The organism is Dyadobacter sp., from assembly GCF_017744695.1.
Classification (GTDB): Bacteria; Bacteroidota; Bacteroidia; order Cytophagales; family Spirosomataceae; genus Dyadobacter.
In genome coordinates this window covers 273243-292855 of the sequence record NZ_JAGIAS010000005.1, presented here as the reverse complement: position 1 = coordinate 292855, position 19613 = coordinate 273243, and the positions used below count along the sequence as shown (strand labels likewise).

The window sequence follows — 19613 nt, the reverse complement described above, 5'->3', positions numbered from 1 at the left end:
GGGTGCGAAGCAAAGCCCCGCACCCGCTTAAAAATTTCAGGTTATTACCAAAGTGGCTGTTTCAGCTTTACGAAATAGATTGTATTGCGGTCGACGGCGCCGGTAGCGGGCAAGAGTTTCTGCGCATATGCACCTCCTGCTCCCACTACACCGAAATCGTCGTCGTTCGAAATGGCAATGGTCGTCGAATTGATGATCGCGATCCCTTCGGCTTTATCGTGCGGATAAAGGGTCGGAATATCGGTCATCAAATCCGCCACGAGTGTCTTGGTCACAGGTTTAATACCATTCGCAGCCAGGTTGGAAGCATTTTTCAGCTGTTCCACGGTAAGTCCGCCGTACAACTTCCCGTTCACCCCATTCGCCGGATCGGAAATGTCGGTAGCATTACCCAGATCGATTTTATACACTTTTTTGATCACCGTCGCACGGTTGGCATTGGTGGCATACTCACCATCACGTTCGAGCACAAGGAAAGTAGTATTGTCGATCGCTACAATCTCGCTGTTTGCCTGCAAATTGGCGCGGTCGATGAGATACACATATTCCTTGCTCACACCGGTAGCGATGTCGAAACTCAGGATGCGCGTCACCAGCGAGCCTGAGACCGCTGCTGCCGACGGATTATAAAGCGGGAATTGCATGATACCAACGAGCGTTTTGCCGTCAGGTGTGATCGTGAGCCCCTCCATGCCTCGGTTCGGGCGTCTTTTAGCAAAAACCAATGGGATTTTTCGGCCGCCTGCGCCATTGCCGAATGGGTTGATCCGCTCGAGTGTTTTACCGTTCGCATCGAAATGTACGATATGCGGGCCATATTCGTCGCTTACCCAAAACGTGCCATCTTTCGCGAGCGCCAGGCCTTCCGAATCGAGCCCGTCGATACTGTTAGAGAGCGTATTATTGTTCACATCCAGCGCCAGCTCCCCGCTATACCCGAATCCGGGAGGGTTAGGAAGACCATTCAATTTCGCTCCGTTCTCGTTTTTCAGCTCAATGGTCTTTTCCAGGACCAGTTGATCGCCGATCAGTCTGAATTTGCCGATTTGCGGCGCAAAGCCCGGATCAGCAAACACTTTGGAATCGGGCACCGTACCATCGATATTGGAACCGCGATCGGTGAGCAGGTAAAATGCCATGTGGTCGTTCGGATCCTGCACCACTGCCGATCCGAAACCACCATTGTATACTTTCACATTCCCGACCTGGGTAACGACCGCCGGGTTTTGTGCCTCGGCCCTGTCGGGGTAGTTTTCACCGGGAAGACCGTGGTCGGTGCAGCTATTGAGCACCGCTACGGCGGCGGCTGTCGAAATAAGGGAAAGCAAAAAAGGTTTCATTCGTATCCGGGTTAGTTTGCGTAAAACTACACCGGCCGACTTTACCCGAAAGTTAATTTACAACACTTCAAATCAACATATTGTTAAGACCTATTTCCCTCCCTTACCCCTGAAACTGGGCGGCTGAATGTAGAATTCGACCGTAGCAGCAAGGCCGGAAGTACGCACGGGCACGGCATCCTGCACCATTTTATTGGAGATATTCTTGCGGTAACCGCCAAAAACCTCCACTCCCGCAAAATTTCCAAACTTGCGGTTATAAGAAATGCCCATATCGACGTCTATCCTGCGGCATACGTCAGGCGTTCCCTCCGCCACACGGTTAAGATAATACGTTCGCGTAACCGCCTCGGCTTTAAAATAGAGCCGATCGTTGGGCGAGAGGTTATGCCGCCAGGACATTTTCTTAGGCAGCATAATTTCGACGCCTCCTTTCTCCGAGAGATTGTAGTTGAAGACAAAAACAGGCAGGAAGGTCAATTTATAACTTTTGTTGAAAATGATCCCGGCACCGATTTCCTTGTTGGGGGATGTCCTTTTCAAATAGGAAGCCGAGACGGTGTAATTCAGCGGAATTTCCTTAGCGGAAAGCATCGCAAAATTGCCCGTCTTATTAATATGAGAGGTCAGAAGAAGCCAGGACGTGCTATCCAGCCTGACAAACGAGTTAACATCCAATGCAAATGTACGGAGGTTCCAACCTTCAAACTTTTTGACCGGATTCTCGCCACTACTCTTGAATTCAAGCTGCTCGGCCCGGTAGTTGGGGCCGACAACAACAGCGAAATTCTTTTTATTGAGAACAGGTAGCCATGCACGGACATACATTTCCTCGTTTGTAAAGGTTTTGGTCCCTCCGTTCGCAAAACGGTAAACTTTCCCCGGCGCGTGCGTCGTGCGGAAAGTAATCCATTTGGACGGGGCCATGCCGGGTAAACCGGGTTTTTGGGCACAACAAACCATGCTTATGCCCCATAAGGATAAGAAAAACGCAAATGCCTCCGGCTTCCGAAATTGCATACTAGGCCTGTAAATGGTTGTAATAGTTCTAAGTCGCACTAAATTACTCGCTATGAGCCGGTAACGCAGCTATGTACGAATTAAGTTCCGCGCCCAAATAGTCGCAGGAACGCATTACATATATACGTCTGGTCAACATGATTTAATAAACGACTCAGGAGGCATTTCAGATATATGGGCCTTGTTTTTTAAATCCGAACAAATACAACTCACGAAAAACAAAGTAGGCGAAAACGGGACAGGAAAAGGCATTGTTTGAAAACTATAAGCAATGATTTGAAAGTATTAATATCGATAGAAAACAGGCTGCTAATTTTGCGATCGTATTAAACCCCTTTTTCTGAAATGATACAAGCAAAAGCATACGCAGCCCAAACACCCGAGACGGATTTGGCACCGTGGGAATTTGAAAGAAGAGATGTCGGCGCACATGACGTTCAGATTGAAATCCAGTATTGCGGCGTCTGCCACTCCGATCTTCACCAGATCAAGGACGAATGGTTTCCAGGCGTTTTCCCGATGGTACCCGGACATGAAATTGTCGGAAAAGTCGTCCAGGTAGGCGCACACGTGAAAAAATTCAAAGCAGGCGACCTTGCCGGTGTAGGCTGTATGGTCGATTCGTGCCAGGTTTGCGAAAACTGCAAGGACGGCCTGGAACAGTACTGCCTCGAAGGAAACACCCAGACCTACAACAACCTCGACCGCAGCGGCGTACCTACTTATGGCGGTTATTCGAACACCATTGTCGTAAGGGAAGAATTCGTTCTTTCTGTTTCGGACAAATTGCCGTTGGCAGCCACAGCCCCATTGTTGTGCGCTGGGATCACCACCTACTCCCCGCTTCGCCATTGGAAAGTAGGCAAAGGTCATAAGCTGGCTGTACTAGGCCTTGGCGGCCTTGGCCACATGGGCGTGAAATTCGGTGTGGCATTCGGTGCCGAAGTAACCGTGCTCAGCACCTCCGCTTCCAAAGAGCAGGCAGCGAAAGACTTAGGCGCACATCATTTTGTGGTTACTTCAGATCCCGAGCAGGTCAATGCCGTAAAAGGCAGCTTCGACTTCATTCTCGACACCGTTTCTGCCGTACACGACATGGATTTGTACCTGTCGCTGCTCCGTACGAACGGAACGCTCATCAATGTAGGTGTGCCCACTGAGCCCTATTCCGTTCAACCGTTTTCGCTGCTGACCGGTCGCCGCAGCATGGCAGGCTCCGGCATCGGAGGCATTGCCGAAACACAGGAAATGCTTGATTTCTGTGCCGAGCACAATATCGTGTCCGACATCGAGCTGATTGATATCAAGGACATCACCGCTTCCTACGCACGCATGCTCAAAGGCGACGTACGGTACCGGTTTGTGATTGATTTGGCCACTTTATAAGATTAACCCCGGTACCGAAACGGTGCCGGGGTTTGAAAAAACGCATCATATTCCTTCCAGTACAATCATTCTCCGCTCATGAATTGCATTCCTGTAATTCTTGATTCTCAATTCGATTTCCCGAACGTCCTCGCAACATAATCCCGGTTTCACTTTCTCGATTTCCAGCTCAGCAATGTGCTTTTTGGCTTCATATTCATAATAAGCCAGACGCCCATGTGCACTCAATAATTTCCAGGCAATAAATGTAAGATACCCGAAAACGGGCGCACAAACGGAGATAACTCCTTTGAACCCAAATTCTGGAAGTTGAAGAAATAGTGTGGAATAGAACGAGGCAACCGCAGTAACAGTACTGTTAGCTTTATTAACCGGGCTCCTTTTCCTGCTCTTCTGTAAGTACATTTATTTCCAAAAATCTAACATTTCTTTGTCAAAATCTTTCGGGGGATGTTTTCTGAATGTGATCGTCTTGCCATTCTCAGGGTTATAGAATGTAACTTCATCCTTGAAAAAAATAGAAAGAGCTTTAACAACAGAATACACCCCCCAACTCCCCGTGCCGATCAGCACAGCCCAGGAAAAATAATTGGTCAACTCTTCATAATTTATCGGGCCCATAAAAATGTCGTTTAGTTGATTAATCGCCTTTGTTTCAACCAAATATATTGCACCGTTTCCCGGTTTCAAAGCAAATAAAATACCGTTTATCGTGCGGAGACCTAACCATCTGTGTATAAGCAAAAGTGCCGCCCGGGAAATGTCCGAACGGCACGCTGGTTTTCAGGTTATGAAACAGGTTTATTCTCCCAGAAAATCATTTGCTTCTTGCACAAACCGGTCTGCATATTGATAGAATGCCGCGTGGCCAGCATCGGGATAAACCACCAGATTAGCATTGGGAATACTTTGTGAGGCATTGATAGCATTGATCACCGGAACAGGCACATCATTTTTCCCCTGCACATACAGTACCGGCTGCTGAATCGCTTTCAGTTCATTCAATGCATTCGGGTAAGGCTTGGCCCAGGCAAGTACCGCGCCCAGTTGCGCGCCGCCCGCCTGTTGGCTCAAAGCCTGGTCACGGTCCGTTTTACGTTGTTGAACGCGCTCATACGACGCTTTCCCCGCTTTCAGGCTGGCTTCGGATTTGGTGAAACCGAATGTCAGGAACGTTTCCTCAGGAGTAAGGTTGGCCGTCGACGCGATGATGTTCGGCAAATTGGCAAGCCCTTCGCTCCCCTTCGGCCCGGTTCCGGTCAGAATGGCTTTACGGACCATGCCCGGCTCGGTGAGCAGGATTTGTTGGGTGATAAAACCACCCATCGAGAAACCCATCAGATCCACTTTGGTAAAGCCCATTGCTTTCATAAATACCACAGCATCGGCAGCCATGTCCGCGATTGTAGCAGGTACCTGACCGGTGGAGCTACCCACACCCCTGTTATCAAACAAAATCACTTTATGTTTCTGAGCCAGCCCGTTGGTAATTGCAGGGTCCCAGTCGTCCATCGAGCTTCCGAGCGATGCCAGCAACACCAACGGAATCCCCGCCTGGTCGCCCAGAATACGGTAAGCATATTTTACGCCCCCTGCTTCTACAAATTGTGTTTTAGCCGTTTGGTGGTAGTCCACCGCAACCGGTGCAGGTTGATTGCCGGAAGCCTCGTCGTTATTGCAGGAAACAAGTCCGAATGCCAGTAAGGCCGAGAAGAGTACAGATTTAAAAGAAACACCCGTGTTGATTTTCATTACTTTAATTGTTTGGTATGTGAATGATTGACGGGTCAAAAGTAGATTCACATACCAGCACGGGAAATCAGGATAACACCCAAATCGGCGAAACAGCCCTTGAAATGGACAGCGTGGTAGCTCAAATGCCAAACGCCGGGTGCGCTCTCCGACTTGCTGTTTTAACGGGAAGTATAAGGACCGTGAATTGATTTGACTTTCAGCTGCTCGTCGCGGTCGTCAAGCACAAAGACCCGGTAGCTATCTCCCCCATTGGCCACCCGCACAACCACGTGGCCGCTATCGCTTTTCAAACGGTTGAGCAATTCGCCAACCACCAGCTTGTTGGCTTCCAGCATATCCGTAGCGAACACGTCGCGCTCGCCCTGGTAAATACGCTGCGAATAAATGCGGTCGAGCACATCATGCCCGGGGTGATCCGATGACCAGACCGGAATTACCAGCACACGTGGCCGCAATGCCCCAAGCAGCACGTCGTTCTGCGAGTCACGGTTGCCGTGGTGATCCAGAATATGAACATCCACGGGACCTACGGCCTTCGCCACCGGCGTTTCCACATCATGCCAGGCAGGCACACCCGGTTGCAAAACACCTGGCGTATCGCCGCCGGTAAAGTAATCGAACTTACCGTAGCTGATCCTGGTGGCAATACTGCACATGTTTTCGCTGGGATATTGCTCGGGTTTCAGGTCTTTCAACTCCGGGAAGTGCTTGCGGGTCGTGGTGCCAACGCCTGTCCAGATTTCGCCGTTCACCGAAATATTCCGCACTTCGAACAGATTTTTGTACTTCTGAGGATCATGCAGCAACACGATCTGATCGTTCCTACCCGGAACGCTTACCTCTACACGCAGCCCCTTGTTTTTCACCTGCCAGTCAAGAAACGTCCGGTAGTTGCGTACCATCGTATCCGTTAATGGTCGTGGGTAGGCGTAATCAGGCCAGCCGCGGTCGATGATTTTTTTCACCGGCACAAACTCCGCGACCTCCGTAATACCCGCCAATGCATACTTGCCCTGCTCGGAGCGTTTGGAAATGGACGTCGGCGTTCCCATATGGTCGTCATGAAAGTGCGTCATCAACGCATAATCGACAACCTGCACTTTAGAAACCTTGCGGATATACCGCGCGATCCATTCGCCGGGCTGGCGTTCGGCGCTGGGTTTCGCCTTTGTGTTGCGCGGGCTTTGCGTGCGGGCCTCCGTGGGATCGAGCGCGCCTGCGTCTACAAGAAACGTGGTACCGTCCGGCAGGATCATGAACGTCGCATTTCCCATGCCGGTGTTGATATGATGAATATCCATTTCACCCTCCTGCCAGGCCGGCAATGGCCGGCCAACAGTTTGCGCAGAAGTAATAGGCGCATAAAAGCCCAGCCAAAGAATGGCCAGGCCTGTTTTTACAATAGTGGTGTATCTCATTTTAGCTTACTGAAAAGGATTAGTCCTGTACCTCCAAAGCATGCAATTTATCAAACTCCCGGATAGTTTTCCGAATCTGCTTCCGGTGCACGCCGCTGTACTGGATTTGCAGCGCACTGGCTTTCTCGGGTTCGAGGTTTTTCAATTTCCAGTACTTCGGGTGCGTCAGCCCGATAGGCGGACGAAACTCTTCTTCCTTCGGGTCTTTGATCAAAACATCGACCTGGAGACTTACTTTCGAGAGGTCGTCGGCCAGTACGCCCTCCACTTTTACTTTCACGGCTCTTCCGGTTTCTAAAACAAATATTTTTTCGTGCGTCATCTCACATCCAAACTTAATTCGGCGCCAAAGGTAAGGAGCCGAATCAAGATAGAGGATGCTTTAACAAAATCTTAATTTTCATTGGACGTCCCACCAGTTCTTCACCGCCTGAGTATCACCGCCTATACGCTTGGCAGCACTTTCACTGTTTTGTGCATTGCTGGCGCGTGTGTTACTGGGATATTTCAACCGTTTGGGCACATCGGTCACGTCCGGATCGAGGCTACCCGACGCCGGGGGGATAAATAGTACGCTGCCGTCCGGCTTCTTCGGATCGAGCCGCAGGCGTTCCAGCCAGGATTGCAGTCCCTGCATGTACATTGCTATCCATTTCTGCGAACCAATCACATTCTTCCAGGCCCCTGCCTTGTAGGGCACCGCTTTCAGATAAGTTTCGACCGCTTTCGCGTCCGTAATGCCCCATTGCGCCATCGAGGCCTTCACGGCTTCATTGTAAAGTGCCTCCGGCGTATCATTTCCCACATTCATCCCACGCGCCGCAGCTTCCGCTTTGATAAATGCCACCTCCGCAAAAGTGATCACGTAACCCTTGGCCGAGCCGCTGTAAGCAATCACACCCGGCTTAGAAAGGCCTATCATCGTTGGCATATTGGCCTCTGTACCGTAAACTTTGCCAATGTATTTGCCATTGGTTTCATCCGGCCGTGCAAAAATCGGCAGGCGCGGGTCGTCGACCGACTGCAGATATTCCACCAGCGTAGAAGTAACGGCAAACTCCACCAATGGACGTTCGACATCATTATATGGAAAGCGGTTGCTCGTGGTAGCCACATTATATGGGAAATACACGTCTTGTGCGGTTCCGGTCAACGTATTTTTGACGGCATCTTCGATAACGGTCTTCGCTTCCGCCGGCGCGGCGTCGGCCATACGCATCGCGATGCGCATGCGTAACGCGTTCGCGATCCTGATCCATTGCTGCGCATCACCTTTGGCAATAATGTCCCCGCGGATCACTCCGGAAGACGCACCGGAAAGCACATCGATCTGCGTTTTCAGGGAGCTAAGCAACGCTGTGTAAACATCCCTTCCCTGATCAAATACCGGTTGGGGAATGCTTTCGCCCTGCAATGCCTGCGTGTAAGGAATATCGATATACACGTCGGTAAGCACGTGAAAAATCCAGGCTTTCAGGATCTCGGCAACGGCCAGGGTATGGGCGCTTTTTTCTGCGGGATGCCGGTCATAGTAGTTGCTAATCTCCTTCAAATCCATCAAGGGGCCGGCATAAAGCCCTGCCCAGAGGCCGTCGTTGGTAAACAGGAAGCGCCCGTCGGAAGTTTTGTCGGTACCCATCCAGTATTGCGAAAGCTCCATGCCGATCCGCCCGTTGAAATAGGTGTCATACATCAAGTCGCAAGCACGCTTTTCTGCATTGGAAAGAAGAAATTCCGGCTGCGTTTCACTCGACCGCGCCGGGTCGGTATTCAGCGATTCGAAATTGTCGCAACCCGTAAAGCCCAGCAGGATCGCGAGTAGAAGTAATATCTTGTTTTTCATATCATTCGATTTAAAGCCGGATCAGAAAGTAACATTCAGGTTCACACCATAGCTTCGCACGGCTGGCAATGCCCCACCTTCAAAGCCGATCTGATTGCTGATGGAATTGGTAATGTTGGCAGGGTCAACATTCGGCGCATTGCTTTTGATCAACCAAAGATTCCGTCCGGTAAGCGTCACGCGCAATGCCTGCATCCGGATCTTCTGCGCCCAGCTATCGGGTAGGTACCAGCCCAGCCGCACCTCACGCAGGTAAATGTAGCTGCCATCGTAGAGGTTAGCCCTGCTGATCCGGTTACCGCCATCGGCATTAAAGTGCGTCCGGGCAGCTACTGCGATGTCATTAGGCGATCCGTCGGCTTTCACACCCGGGTTGATCACGCCATTTTCGCGGATACCATTCTCTGCCGTCTCTTTCAGCATACCCGACTTGTTGCCGTACAAATTGGTATATGAAAAGAAATCACCACCCTTTTGAAAATCAACCAGCGCCGACAGGTAAAAATTCTTGTAGCTCAGCATATTCGAAAGTCCGCCGATGAAATCCGGGTTGGCGTCGCCGATGATCACAGGCGTGGCAGTCACATTATAAGTCCCGTTGTCGGCCACCGTCCGGTTACCTTTGGAATCATACACATAATCCGTCCCCAGCATCGTGCCGAGCGACATTCCTTTCTGCGCTACCATCGATACCTTGTTGGTCCGGCGCTCGGTACCGATAATGAACCGTTCGATGCCCGCGATATTATCGCCGGTACTGTTCAGGTCGAGGACAATGTTTTTGTTTTTGGAAAAATTAAGTCCTACCCGCCAGCTGAAATGGGTTGTCATTACCGGTGTAGCCGAAAGTGTAAGCTCGATCCCTTTGTTCTGCACCGTGCCGCCATTCACGACTTTCGTGGTAAAGCCGCTTTCCGAAGGAATCTGCACATTCCAGATCTGGTTTTTCGTCTTACGGTTGTAGTAGGTAAAATTAGCTCCGAGGCGGTCGTTGAAGAATTTGAAATCCACCCCCGCTTCCGTTTCCGATGATAATTCCGGTTTCAGACGGCTATTGAAAAGCTTGTCCGAAGTACTTTGCAAAGGATAAGTATCAAATGGCGCCACATAATCGTAATACCTTGACACCGAGTACGGATCGGCATCGTTACCCACGCGTGCATATGAGAGGCGCGCCTTCCCGAGCGTAAGCCATTTCAAATCGGTGATCAGGTCGGAGAAAATGAACGAGCCCGATACCGACGGATAGAAATAGGAATAATTGCCGGTCTGCTTGAGTGTGGATGCCCAGTCGTTGCGGCCGGTGGCAGTGAGGTACAGGTATTTGTTATAACCTAATGTGACTGAGCCGAAAACGGAATTGATCTGCTTGTTTCCATAAGAATTGGAAACGGTCGCAGGCGTCACCGAGTTTTGCAGCACATACACCATCGGGTTTTGCAATCCGCCATTCGTATTTCCGGCATCGATACTCGACTTGATCCTCAATATGTTGCCCCCTGCCACTGCTTCCAGGGTGAATTTGGAATCGGCGAAGCTCTTATTGACATTCAGCGTTCCCTGGTAGTTGTTCTCATTATTAATCACCGCCCGTTTGGCATAAGAACCTACAAAAAAGCCTTTCGCGCTCCTGACCTCGTCGAGGTGATTGAGATAATCCGAGAAAACGCGGACGTCGGCAGAGAGCCAGTCTGTCAGCTTGTAAGTAAGGCCTGCATTGCCGAAATAGCGGTTATTCTGATCGGTATTGTAGTTTTCGTACTGGTTCCAGTACGGATTCTGGGTAAATGCGGGTTTCTGGATATTCCACGCAGTGCGGTTCCACGACTGCTCGGTACCATCCGCGTACTTGTAATTGCGCAGGTAAGCGTCGGCGATTTGCCGCTGCCCGAACATCACATAAAACAGCATCGGGTTATTGCCGAAGAAACCCGTTCCCGGCCGGCCTTTGGAATGGTCATTCACATAATTGATCCCGCCGCTAAATGTAAACTTGTCGGTAAATTTATAAACCGTATTCAGGCTGATAAAAAAGCGGTTCAGGTTACTGCCCGGGTAAATAAAGTTCTGCTTGGTCTGCCCTGCCGAAAAACGGATCGAGCCGTTATCACCGCTGCTGGCCACGGAGAGGTTATTCGAGAATGTGACGCCGGTTTTGAAAAAATCCTTCGCGTTGTCAGGATGCGCGCTCCACGGGGCTGTTTTACCAAAATTCGGGTTATTCCGGTCCTGGTCCCACGACCAGTAATGCCGCACCAGCTGACCTTCCATTTTCGGGCCCCACGATTCGTCGGTACCGTAGTCGGGAATGAGATCGTAACGACCCTTGCCATCGCCGTCGTCGTAAGTACCACCGCCAGGCAGGAAGCCGGACGGGTTCTGATTGACATACAACTTCGTAAAACTCGAACTTCCGCCGCCTCCGTAAAGGTTTTGGAACTTAGGTAAAAGCGACACCTGGTCGGCCTGGATATTCAGGTCATAATTCAACGAAAGTTTGCCGGAGCCCTTGCCGGTTTTGGTGGTAATGTAAATGACCCCGTTCTGTCCGCGACTACCATAAAGTGCCGTCGCCGCGGCGCCTTTGAGTACCGAAATATTCTCGACGTCGTTAGGGTTGATGAGCTGCGCCGGGTTACCATAGTCGTAGCCGCCACCGCCGGTCCCCTGCCCACCGGTAACACCGTACGAATTCAGGTTCATATTCGCCATGGGCACACCATCGACGATAAACAATGCATTGTTATTGCCCGAAATGGATTTCAAACCCCGGATCGTTACCCGCGACGAGCCGCCCATCGAGCCACTGTTCCCGCCGATTTGCACCCCGGCCAGTTTCCCCTGCAAGGAATTGATGTAATTCACCTCCCGGGCCTCCTGGATGCCCCCGCCGTCGATCTGCTGCACCGCATAACCGACATTCCGCGTGCTGCGCTGCACCCCCAGTGCGGTTACCACCACTTCTCCGAGGCTCTTTATGTCGGCTTTCAGCTTGACGGTCACCTCGGTCATTCCGGCGGGTACGTTAACGTCCTGGGTCACATGACCGATTGACGACACGGTAAGCACGTGGCTGCCGGCGGACAAAGCGATACTGAATTTTCCGTCCGCGTCGGTATTGGTGCCGTTGTTAGTACCCTTCACGAGCACGCTCACGCCCGGTATGCCCGCATTGGATTCATCTGTAACCCTGCCTTTCACACGCCTGTCCTGCCCGGCTGCTTCGTATACACAAAACAGCATGGCCAGTAAGACCGATAAACAACTTCGTATCGATTGCGCCATATTGGTAAAATTTAAAGATTAAATATTCTTTAAAGGCGAAATCGGAATACGTATACTGAGGGGTACTTGACGAACGTAAAGGAAATCGACGACTGAGGTTAAAGTGTCGACGAATCGGTAAAACAGGACTGGCTTTCAGGTATTAGAATGTGAAAAGTGGCCCCCTGGCCTTCTCTGGAAGTGGCGTAAATATGCCCGTGGTGGTTTTGAAGGATCTTCTTACACATCGCCAGTCCGATACCTGTCCCTTCAAAATCCTTCTTACCATGCAAGCGCTGGAAAATTTCGAAAATCTGTTCGGCATAAACCTGCTCAAAGCCGATACCATTGTCGCTGATTTGCAAATGATGATAAGCACACCGGGGATCCAACATCGGGTATGATTTCAAATCCGCTTTATTCAACATTTCCGCTGAAACGGAAATGACGGGGTCCACACCACTCTTTGTGAATTTCAATGCATTGGAAATAAGGTTTCCGAAGAGCTGCGCCATCTGTAACGGAACGGCCTCCACCACCGGAAGCTCGTGATAAGTGATCGACGCGCGTTTTTGGCCAATCAGCAGTTCGAGGTCGTCCACAATATTATCGAGCACGAGGTTAAGGTCGGTTTCCGCAACCAGGTCCGTGTCCCTCGACAATTGGGAAAAGGTTAGAACGTCACGGATCAGCAGCAGCATTCGCGACGACGCATTCTTGATTTTATCCAGATAATTGCGCTGGCGATCAGTGGTGCCATTCAGTTCGGCTTCCAGCATTTGGGTAAATGTAGCTACCTTCCGAACCGGCTCCTGCAAGTCGTGAGAAGCAATGTAGGCAAATTGCGCCAGCTCTGCATTGGAACGTTGCAAATGCCGGTTTGCCGTCGCCAGCTCCCGTGTGCGTTCGGCTACGACCTCCTCCATTTGCAATTTCGCAGCCACTTGTGCTGTCACATCCTGGCAGAGGATCATTACGCCATGCACTTTGCCGTCATCGCCCCGGTAGGGCTGGTACACCAGGTTCAGGAACCCTTCCTTTCGTTCGTTATCCACAAACACGAAATAGGGATGCTCACTGAGAAAAATCGGTTCACCGGTCGTTCTGACCCCTTCCAACACATTCCTGAAATGCGGCTCCGTTTCCGGGATCACGGAAAAAAGCGGTTTGCCAAGCAGCTCTTCGCGCGAACGGCCAATTAGTTGCCCATAAGCATCGTTGACAATCTCCACGACCATATCCTTTCCGATGAGTACGATTATCCCCACCGTAGCATCGCTCACCAGGTTCTGAAAGCGCCGCTCGGAATCGTGCAGCCGGTTGAATATCATCACCTTCTGGGTGGTCTCGGTACAGGTCACAAATACGCCATTAACCCGACCGCTGTCGTCGTAAACAGGGCTGTAACTGAACGTCCAGTAAATATCCTCGATCTTGCCGTTCCTGAAAAACGGCACAAGCTGATCTTCAAACCACACGGGCTCACCGGTCGTCATCACTTTGGTTAGCAACGGGCCGATGAAGTCCCAGATTTCCGGCCATACCTCCTCCCCTTTCCTTCCGAGCGCCGGATGTTTGCCCTCCGCGCCCAGGCTCGGGCGGAAAGCATCATTATAAAAGCAGATCAGGTCGTCGCCCCAGAACAGGAACATCGGGAATGCCGAATGCAGCACGATCCCCAGGGTCGTCCGCAAACTTTGCTGCCATTGCTCCGGCGGACCGATCGGCGTTTGAGACCAGTCGAACGAGCGCGTCAGAGCACCCATTTCGCCGCCTCCCTGAATAAAATGAAAAAACTGGTCGTCTTTGGGCCTACGTAAATCCATATGAATGAATGAATACGCAGATGCAACTACTATAATCGCGCCAGAACTGGGCGGCTAGACCAATACTTCATCGAGAATCGCCACCAGATCTTCGAAACGACCCGGTTTTGTAAAAAAATGGCACGCACCCAGTTCTTTTACCTGCATTGCTGTCGCTGCATTGGAAGATGTGGACAAAATCACCACCGGGATTTTGCGGAGTTTTTCATCCTTTTTGATCTCCATTAAAAATTGCTGCCCGTTCATAAGGGGCATATTGAGATCAAGAAAAATAAGATCGGTTTCGAGTTCCCCGCGGTGAATCTGGCTTAAAGCCGTCCTGGCACTGTCCAGAACAGTGCAGCGAACCGGTTTTCGGGTACATTCAAGGGCTGTCAGGAAGATTTCCTGATCGTCTTCGTCATCATCGATGAGAAGAATATTCTGATAAAGCATTCAATAGGGAGCGTAAAAATCCTTGCAAATTATATTACAACGGTACTTAAACCAAGTAAACCTTTGCAGCGAATTAATATACCCTATATTTTGCGCTTTCAATTCCTTAAACCAACCGAAAACCATATGTCATTCCAGGGATACCTCAAAACCATCCTCGCCAAAACCGGCAAGGGCCCCGACGATTTCCGGAAGCTTGCAGAAGAAAAAGGCTTCACGGCCAACGGACAATTAAAAGCCAGCACGAAGGCTGGCGATATTGTTCAATGGCTTAAAACGGATTATGAGCTTGGCCAGGGGCACGCCATGGCCATTTACGCATTGCTGAAAGGCATCAAGGACGAAAACAGCGATTGACCTCTACACCGCTTACCGGATATCCTGAAAACGCCCCTGAGCGAGGTCGCCGGTTTCATAACCCTTTTTGAACCAGTACATCCGTTGCTGCGAGGTGCCGTGCGTGAATGCGTCCGGTACCACGTAACCCTGAGATTCCTTCTGGAGCTTGTCGTCACCGATGGCATTGGCGGCGGTCAATGCCGCTTCCAAATCGCCGGGTTCCAGGATTTTACTCATCTGGTTGGCGTGGTTGGCCCACACGCCCGCGAGAAAATCGGCCTGTAATTCCAGTTTTACCGACAGCTTGTTGTAATCGGCCTCGCTCAGCCTTCTCCGCTGCTCCTGCACCTGCTGCGAGATCCCCATCAGGTTCTGTACATGGTGGCCCACCTCATGCGCCACTACATACGCGACCGCGAATTCGCCGGGCGCATTGAACCGGTCGCGCAGCTCGTCGCAAAAGGTAAGATCAATGTAAACCTTATGATCGGCCGGGCAATAGAATGGCCCCATAGCCGACGACGCCCCGCCGCAAGCGCTTTCCGTAGCATTCGAAAACATCTGTAACACCGGCTTCTCGTACTCGGCGTTATTCTGCGCGTAAATCTGCGTCCATACATCCTCGGTACTTCCCAACACCGCCGACACGAAATCCGCCGTTTTGTCGTCCGGGCGCGGCCCAGCCTGCCGGGTTTCGGCCTGTTCGGTTTGAGCGCCTTGTATGTTGGAAATTATCTCCTGCGGGTCCTGACCGGTAAGCAGCCCGATAGCGACCACGATGATCACCCCGATGCCTCCCAATGCAACTTTGCCCCCGCCCGACATTCCGCGGCGGTCTTCAACGTTGCTGCTTCTGCGTAAATCCTGCCAACGCATGTTGTTGATGTATTTTAGGTTAAAACTAGAACTTAATGCGGGTCCGGTATCCGAACCCGCGGCACTCAAATATAGAAATAATGCCAACCATGAAAAGAGGTGTGCCGCGATAATTTTACAATGGCCCCTCCGCCCTACAAGAATTGTCGTGAAAGTCTACAATATGCATATTCCGTAAAGGCTTTTCTCCATACAATAACTTGTAAAGCCGTTAAATAAGTAATTCCGAAACATTGCTCAATAAATTCTTCGACCGATAGCCGATGTATTTAATTTTAGGCAACCAGAAGTTAATTAAATCGGCCTATGTCTTACACTAAACCTTACTTTGCAGGATTCGAGTATCAATCCACTGAAGTCTGTAAGTTTCTGCAGGCGTACAGCACATTTACACTGATGCTGACCAACGGGGCGATCGTTCACCACCAGCCTGAACACGCACTGGATTTTCAACGCTGGCTTAACCACCACCAGATCGAGGACATTCGCGTGTCCATCCGAAACAACGACCCGGCGGCCGTTACGCCGCAGTAGCAGCCCTGCTGTTGCAAGCACTCAACTCCTGACGTTCCTCTTTACTCTCCTCTCTGCTTTATACTCTTTTCTCTCCGGTCCTCCCGCCAAATCATCCCAGCCTGCCTGATGGCTACGCAAACGGAGTATCAGGTTCGATCAACCCGCGATCAACTTTTTGAACTTATTCTCCGTATTTTTGCATAAAATCAATAAAACTACACACGTCCAGAGTCCATTGCCCGTTCCGCATACCTCGCCAGCTCCATCGCCAAACAAAACCCCGACAAAGAGCGTATAACGGCACGGCTCGCGGCTTTTGCTATTTTTCCGACCTGGAAATCGGTGGAGATCAATCGGGTATCATTTGGTATGAAGCATATTCAATTTTTCTTTTTGTGGGTTTTGCTGGCCGGACATTTCTTTGCGTGCTCCCCCAAACTACCCGAGGACGTGGAGGTTGCCATGAAAGCGCTGCCCGATAAGCTGGATTATAACCAACACGTTAAACCCGTGCTCTCCGACAAATGCTTTGCCTGCCACGGACCGGATAAAGCGAAGCAAAGAGGCGGCCTCCGCCTGGACATGGCCGAATCTGCGTTTCATAAAGTGTCCAAAAATTCGGGACTGACCGCTATTGACCCCGGCGATCTGGCCGACAGTGAATTTTTTCATCGTATCATCTCCTCCGATCCGGAATACATGATGCCCACGCCTGAGTCGCACCTGAGCCTCTCCGCGCGCGAGAAAGCGATTTTGATCCGCTGGATCGATGAAGGCGCCGAATACAAGCCGCATTGGGCATTCGTAAAACCTGAAATACCCGACGTTCCGGATACGCAGCACGATAACCTGGCGATCAATCCGATAGATCATTTTGTATTCAAAAAACTGAAAGAAGAACAATTGCAACCTTCCGCGCAGGCAGAGAAAGAAATACTGCTCCGCCGCGTTTCGCTGGACCTTACCGGCCTTCCGCCGACGCTGGCAGAAACGGATGCGTTTTTAAAAGACAATTCGGCGAACGCCTACGAAAAGCAGGTCGACCGGTTGCTCGCATCTCCGCATTATGGCGAAAAAATGGCCGTCGACTGGCTCGATCTGGCCCGTTTTGCCGATTCACATGGCTATACGGTCGACAGGCTGAGGGATATGTCGCCTTACCGCGACTGGGTGATCAACGCATTCAACAAAAACATGCATTACGACCAGTTCGTCCATTGGCAACTCGCCGGCGACCTCATGCCCAACCCGACGAAGGAAATGCGCATCGCTACCGCATTCAACCGCAACCATCAGCAGAACATGGAAGGCGGCATCATTGAAGAAGAATTTCAAACCGAATACGTTGTCGACCGCACCAACACCTTCGGCGACGCATTCCTGGGTCTTTCGGTAGGCTGCGCCAAGTGCCACGATCACAAGTACGACCCCATTTCACAGAAAAACTATTACGAGCTGTTCAGCTTCTTCAATAATGTGAAAGAAGCCGGGCAAATATCATGGGACGATGCATTACCAACGCCGACAATGCTCCTGCCCACCGCAGCACAGGAACAGACGCTCCGGTTTATCCAAACCAGGATCAAAACCCAGGAACAGCAGCTTGCAGCTGCCCAGCGCAATGCGGAAGCCGGTTTCAAGCAATGGATGAATGAGGGCAGCTACCGAAATCTGACCAAAGAACAATTGCCTAAGGCCGGTTTGCAGGCCCATTATACCTTTGAAAACGGCTCGCTGCGCAATGCGGCAAATGCGAAGGAAACCGGCGTGATGAAGCGGGAAGCGGGCTCTCCCGGCGGCGACCCCGTATTCGCGGCAAAGTCCGATGGAAAATCCCTCCGGCTCGATGGCGACGTTTACCTCGACCTCGGACAGAATGGCGTGTTCCGAAAATCGGAACCGTTCAGTGTGGGGATTTGGGTAAATATCCCTAAGGAACTGCATGAAGGCGTGATCCTGCACAAAAGTCAGGCCGAGCGCCTTTACAATTTCCGGGGCTATCATCTCTACCTCAAAAACGACCGTCTCGAACTGAATATGGCGCATACCGCACCATCGGACGCGCTCACAAGAGTGAGTAAGCAGCCTGTTCCGAAGGACCAATGGGTGCAATTGACTGTTACCTATGACGGTTCTTCCAAAGCTGCCGGGTTCAAGTTGTATGTCAATGGGCAGGAAGCTGCGATGGAAACGACCATGGATCAGCTGACCAAAGATATTCTCTTTAAATCCGCCGTTCAGCCCGGCTTGCAGGTTGGTGCGTGGTGGCGCGGTTTTGGGTTAAAAAATGCCCAGGTGGATGACATTACCGTATACAATCGGGAGCTTACGCCATTTGAAACGGGTATCCTGGCTCGCAAATCGTCGTGGTCGGCCATAGGCCCGAAGAATGCCACGCAACTGACTTCCGCAGAAACCGCAGCATTAAAAAATTACTACATTTCCGCCATCGACCCGGCGACCGCGAAGGCACGTATGGCCCTGCGTGATGCACGCACGCAGCTATCGGATTCTACCGAACATATCCGCGAACTGATGGTGATGCAGGAAATGCCCAAACCCAAGCAAGCACACATCCTGCTTCGCGGGAATTATGACGCATTAGGCGAAAAGGTGTTCCCGTCGACACCCGCTTCGATTTTGGAATACCCCAAAAACCTACCCAAAAACCGCTACGGACTTGCACAATGGCTCACGCACGCGGATAACCCCCTGACCGCACGGGTGGCTGTGAACCGCTACTGGCAAAATTTCTTCGGCACCGGGCTCGTCAAAACCACGGAGGACTTCGGTAACCAGGGCGAGCTGCCTACCCATCCCGAGCTGCTCGACTGGCTGGCCGTAACATTCCGCGAATCGGGCTGGGACGTAAAAAAGCTGAACAAACTGATTGTCATGTCGGCCACCTACCGCCAGGACTCCCGCACAAGCAGAGAAGTACGCGAGCGCGACCCCGAAAACCGATTGTACGCACACGGACCTGCGAACAGGATGTCGGCCGAAATGATCCGCGATAACGCATTGATGGCAAGCGGATTGATGAACCCCCAAATCGGTGGTGCGAGCGTAAAACCCTACCAACCGGAAGGGCTATGGTCGATCAACAACACCACCTACACCCCCGATTCGGGCGATGCAGTGTATCGCCGGAGCCTGTACGTGATCGTGAAGCGCTCGGTACCGAACCCGACGCTGGCCACATTCGACGCTACTTCGAGAAGCTTCTGTGTGGTACGGAGGCAAAAAACCAACACACCGTTGCAAGCGCTCGTCACACTCAACGACCCGACATTCGTGGAGGCGATGCGGGTAATGGGCGAGCAAATGACCCTTATTCCCGACGCGCGCCAATCCATTACGACTGCTTACCGCAAGCTCACCGGCCGCAAACCGCCCGTGAAGGAAGTAAACTTGTTGCTCGCATTGCGAAAAGTGGAGGAAGACAAGTTTCGGAAAGACCCCCAAAAAACAGCGGGATGGCTCCATACCGGCCAACGTGTGGCCGACAAAACGCTGGATCCCGCATTACTTGCCGCCAACAGCGTAGTAGCAAGCACCATTCTCAATTCAGACGCCGCCTTAACCAAACGATAAT

At 51.3% G+C, this 19613-nt stretch carries 16 protein-coding genes; 4 read left to right on the top strand and 12 right to left on the bottom strand.

Features of this window, described 5'->3' with window-relative positions:
* Positions 1-44: 44 nt before the first annotated feature.
* Both J7619_RS19615 and J7619_RS19610 read right to left on the bottom strand, forming a co-directional pair.
* Complete coding sequence (locus J7619_RS19615) at positions 45-1340, bottom strand: esterase-like activity of phytase family protein (protein ID WP_291202401.1); 1296 nt, start codon at positions 1338-1340, stop codon at positions 45-47.
* 90 nt (positions 1341-1430) lie between these two features.
* Positions 1431-2267: a DUF6268 family outer membrane beta-barrel protein gene (locus J7619_RS19610; protein WP_291202398.1), complete on the bottom strand. Its 837-nt coding sequence runs from the start codon at positions 2265-2267 to the stop codon at positions 1431-1433.
* Between the two features lie 438 nt (positions 2268-2705).
* On the opposite strand from J7619_RS19610, the gene J7619_RS19605 reads away from it, so the two are divergent.
* Positions 2706-3746: an NAD(P)-dependent alcohol dehydrogenase gene (locus J7619_RS19605; RefSeq protein WP_291202395.1), complete on the top strand. Its 1041-nt coding sequence runs from the start codon at positions 2706-2708 to the stop codon at positions 3744-3746.
* Positions 3747-3791: 45 nt separating this feature from the next.
* Here the strand turns inward: J7619_RS19605 and J7619_RS19600 are convergent, their stop codons facing one another.
* The 9 genes from J7619_RS19600 to J7619_RS19560 form a co-directional block, all read right to left on the bottom strand.
* Entirely contained in the window at positions 3792-4151 is a 360-nt protein-coding gene (locus J7619_RS19600; RefSeq protein WP_291202392.1) for a hypothetical protein, read from the bottom strand.
* Positions 4152-4436, bottom strand: coding sequence for a hypothetical protein (locus J7619_RS19595; RefSeq protein ID WP_291202389.1), 285 nt, complete (start codon positions 4434-4436; stop codon positions 4152-4154). It abuts the gene before it with no gap.
* A gap of 111 nt (positions 4437-4547) precedes the next feature.
* Positions 4548-5498: an alpha/beta fold hydrolase gene (locus J7619_RS19590; RefSeq protein WP_291202386.1), complete on the bottom strand. Its 951-nt coding sequence runs from the start codon at positions 5496-5498 to the stop codon at positions 4548-4550.
* A gap of 161 nt (positions 5499-5659) precedes the next feature.
* On the bottom strand, positions 5660-6919 hold the full coding sequence (locus tag J7619_RS19585) for a ComEC/Rec2 family competence protein (protein ID WP_291202383.1): 1260 nt from the start codon (positions 6917-6919) through the stop codon (positions 5660-5662).
* 19 nt (positions 6920-6938) lie between these two features.
* Positions 6939-7199: a hypothetical protein gene (locus J7619_RS19580; protein ID WP_291202380.1), complete on the bottom strand. Its 261-nt coding sequence runs from the start codon at positions 7197-7199 to the stop codon at positions 6939-6941.
* Between the two features lie 120 nt (positions 7200-7319).
* Entirely contained in the window at positions 7320-8762 is a 1443-nt protein-coding gene (locus J7619_RS19575; RefSeq protein WP_291202377.1) for a SusD/RagB family nutrient-binding outer membrane lipoprotein, read from the bottom strand.
* A 21-nt stretch (positions 8763-8783) separates the two neighbouring features.
* Complete coding sequence (locus J7619_RS19570) at positions 8784-12005, bottom strand: SusC/RagA family TonB-linked outer membrane protein (RefSeq protein ID WP_291202374.1); 3222 nt, start codon at positions 12003-12005, stop codon at positions 8784-8786.
* A gap of 140 nt (positions 12006-12145) precedes the next feature.
* Complete coding sequence (locus tag J7619_RS19565) at positions 12146-13852, bottom strand: PAS domain-containing protein (protein ID WP_291202371.1); 1707 nt, start codon at positions 13850-13852, stop codon at positions 12146-12148.
* A 54-nt stretch (positions 13853-13906) separates the two neighbouring features.
* Positions 13907-14287, bottom strand: a complete 381-nt coding sequence (locus J7619_RS19560; RefSeq protein ID WP_291202367.1) for a response regulator — start codon at positions 14285-14287, stop codon at positions 13907-13909.
* Between the two features lie 126 nt (positions 14288-14413).
* Here J7619_RS19560 and J7619_RS19555 point away from each other — a divergent pair, with 126 nt between their 5' ends.
* On the top strand, positions 14414-14644 hold the full coding sequence (locus J7619_RS19555; protein ID WP_291202364.1) for a DUF4287 domain-containing protein: 231 nt from the start codon (positions 14414-14416) through the stop codon (positions 14642-14644).
* 12 nt (positions 14645-14656) lie between these two features.
* Here the strand turns inward: J7619_RS19555 and J7619_RS19550 are convergent, their stop codons facing one another.
* Positions 14657-15502, bottom strand: coding sequence for a neutral zinc metallopeptidase (locus tag J7619_RS19550; protein ID WP_291202361.1), 846 nt, complete (start codon positions 15500-15502; stop codon positions 14657-14659).
* Positions 15503-15808: 306 nt separating this feature from the next.
* Here J7619_RS19550 and J7619_RS19545 point away from each other — a divergent pair, with 306 nt between their 5' ends.
* Positions 15809-16036, top strand: a complete 228-nt coding sequence (locus J7619_RS19545) for a hypothetical protein (RefSeq protein ID WP_291202358.1) — start codon at positions 15809-15811, stop codon at positions 16034-16036.
* 351 nt (positions 16037-16387) lie between these two features.
* Positions 16388-19612 carry a DUF1553 domain-containing protein gene (locus tag J7619_RS19540; protein ID WP_291202355.1) on the top strand — a complete coding sequence of 1075 codons (3225 nt, stop codon included), beginning with the start codon at positions 16388-16390 and terminating at the stop codon, positions 19610-19612.
* The last annotated feature ends 1 nt before the right edge of the window (position 19613 follow it).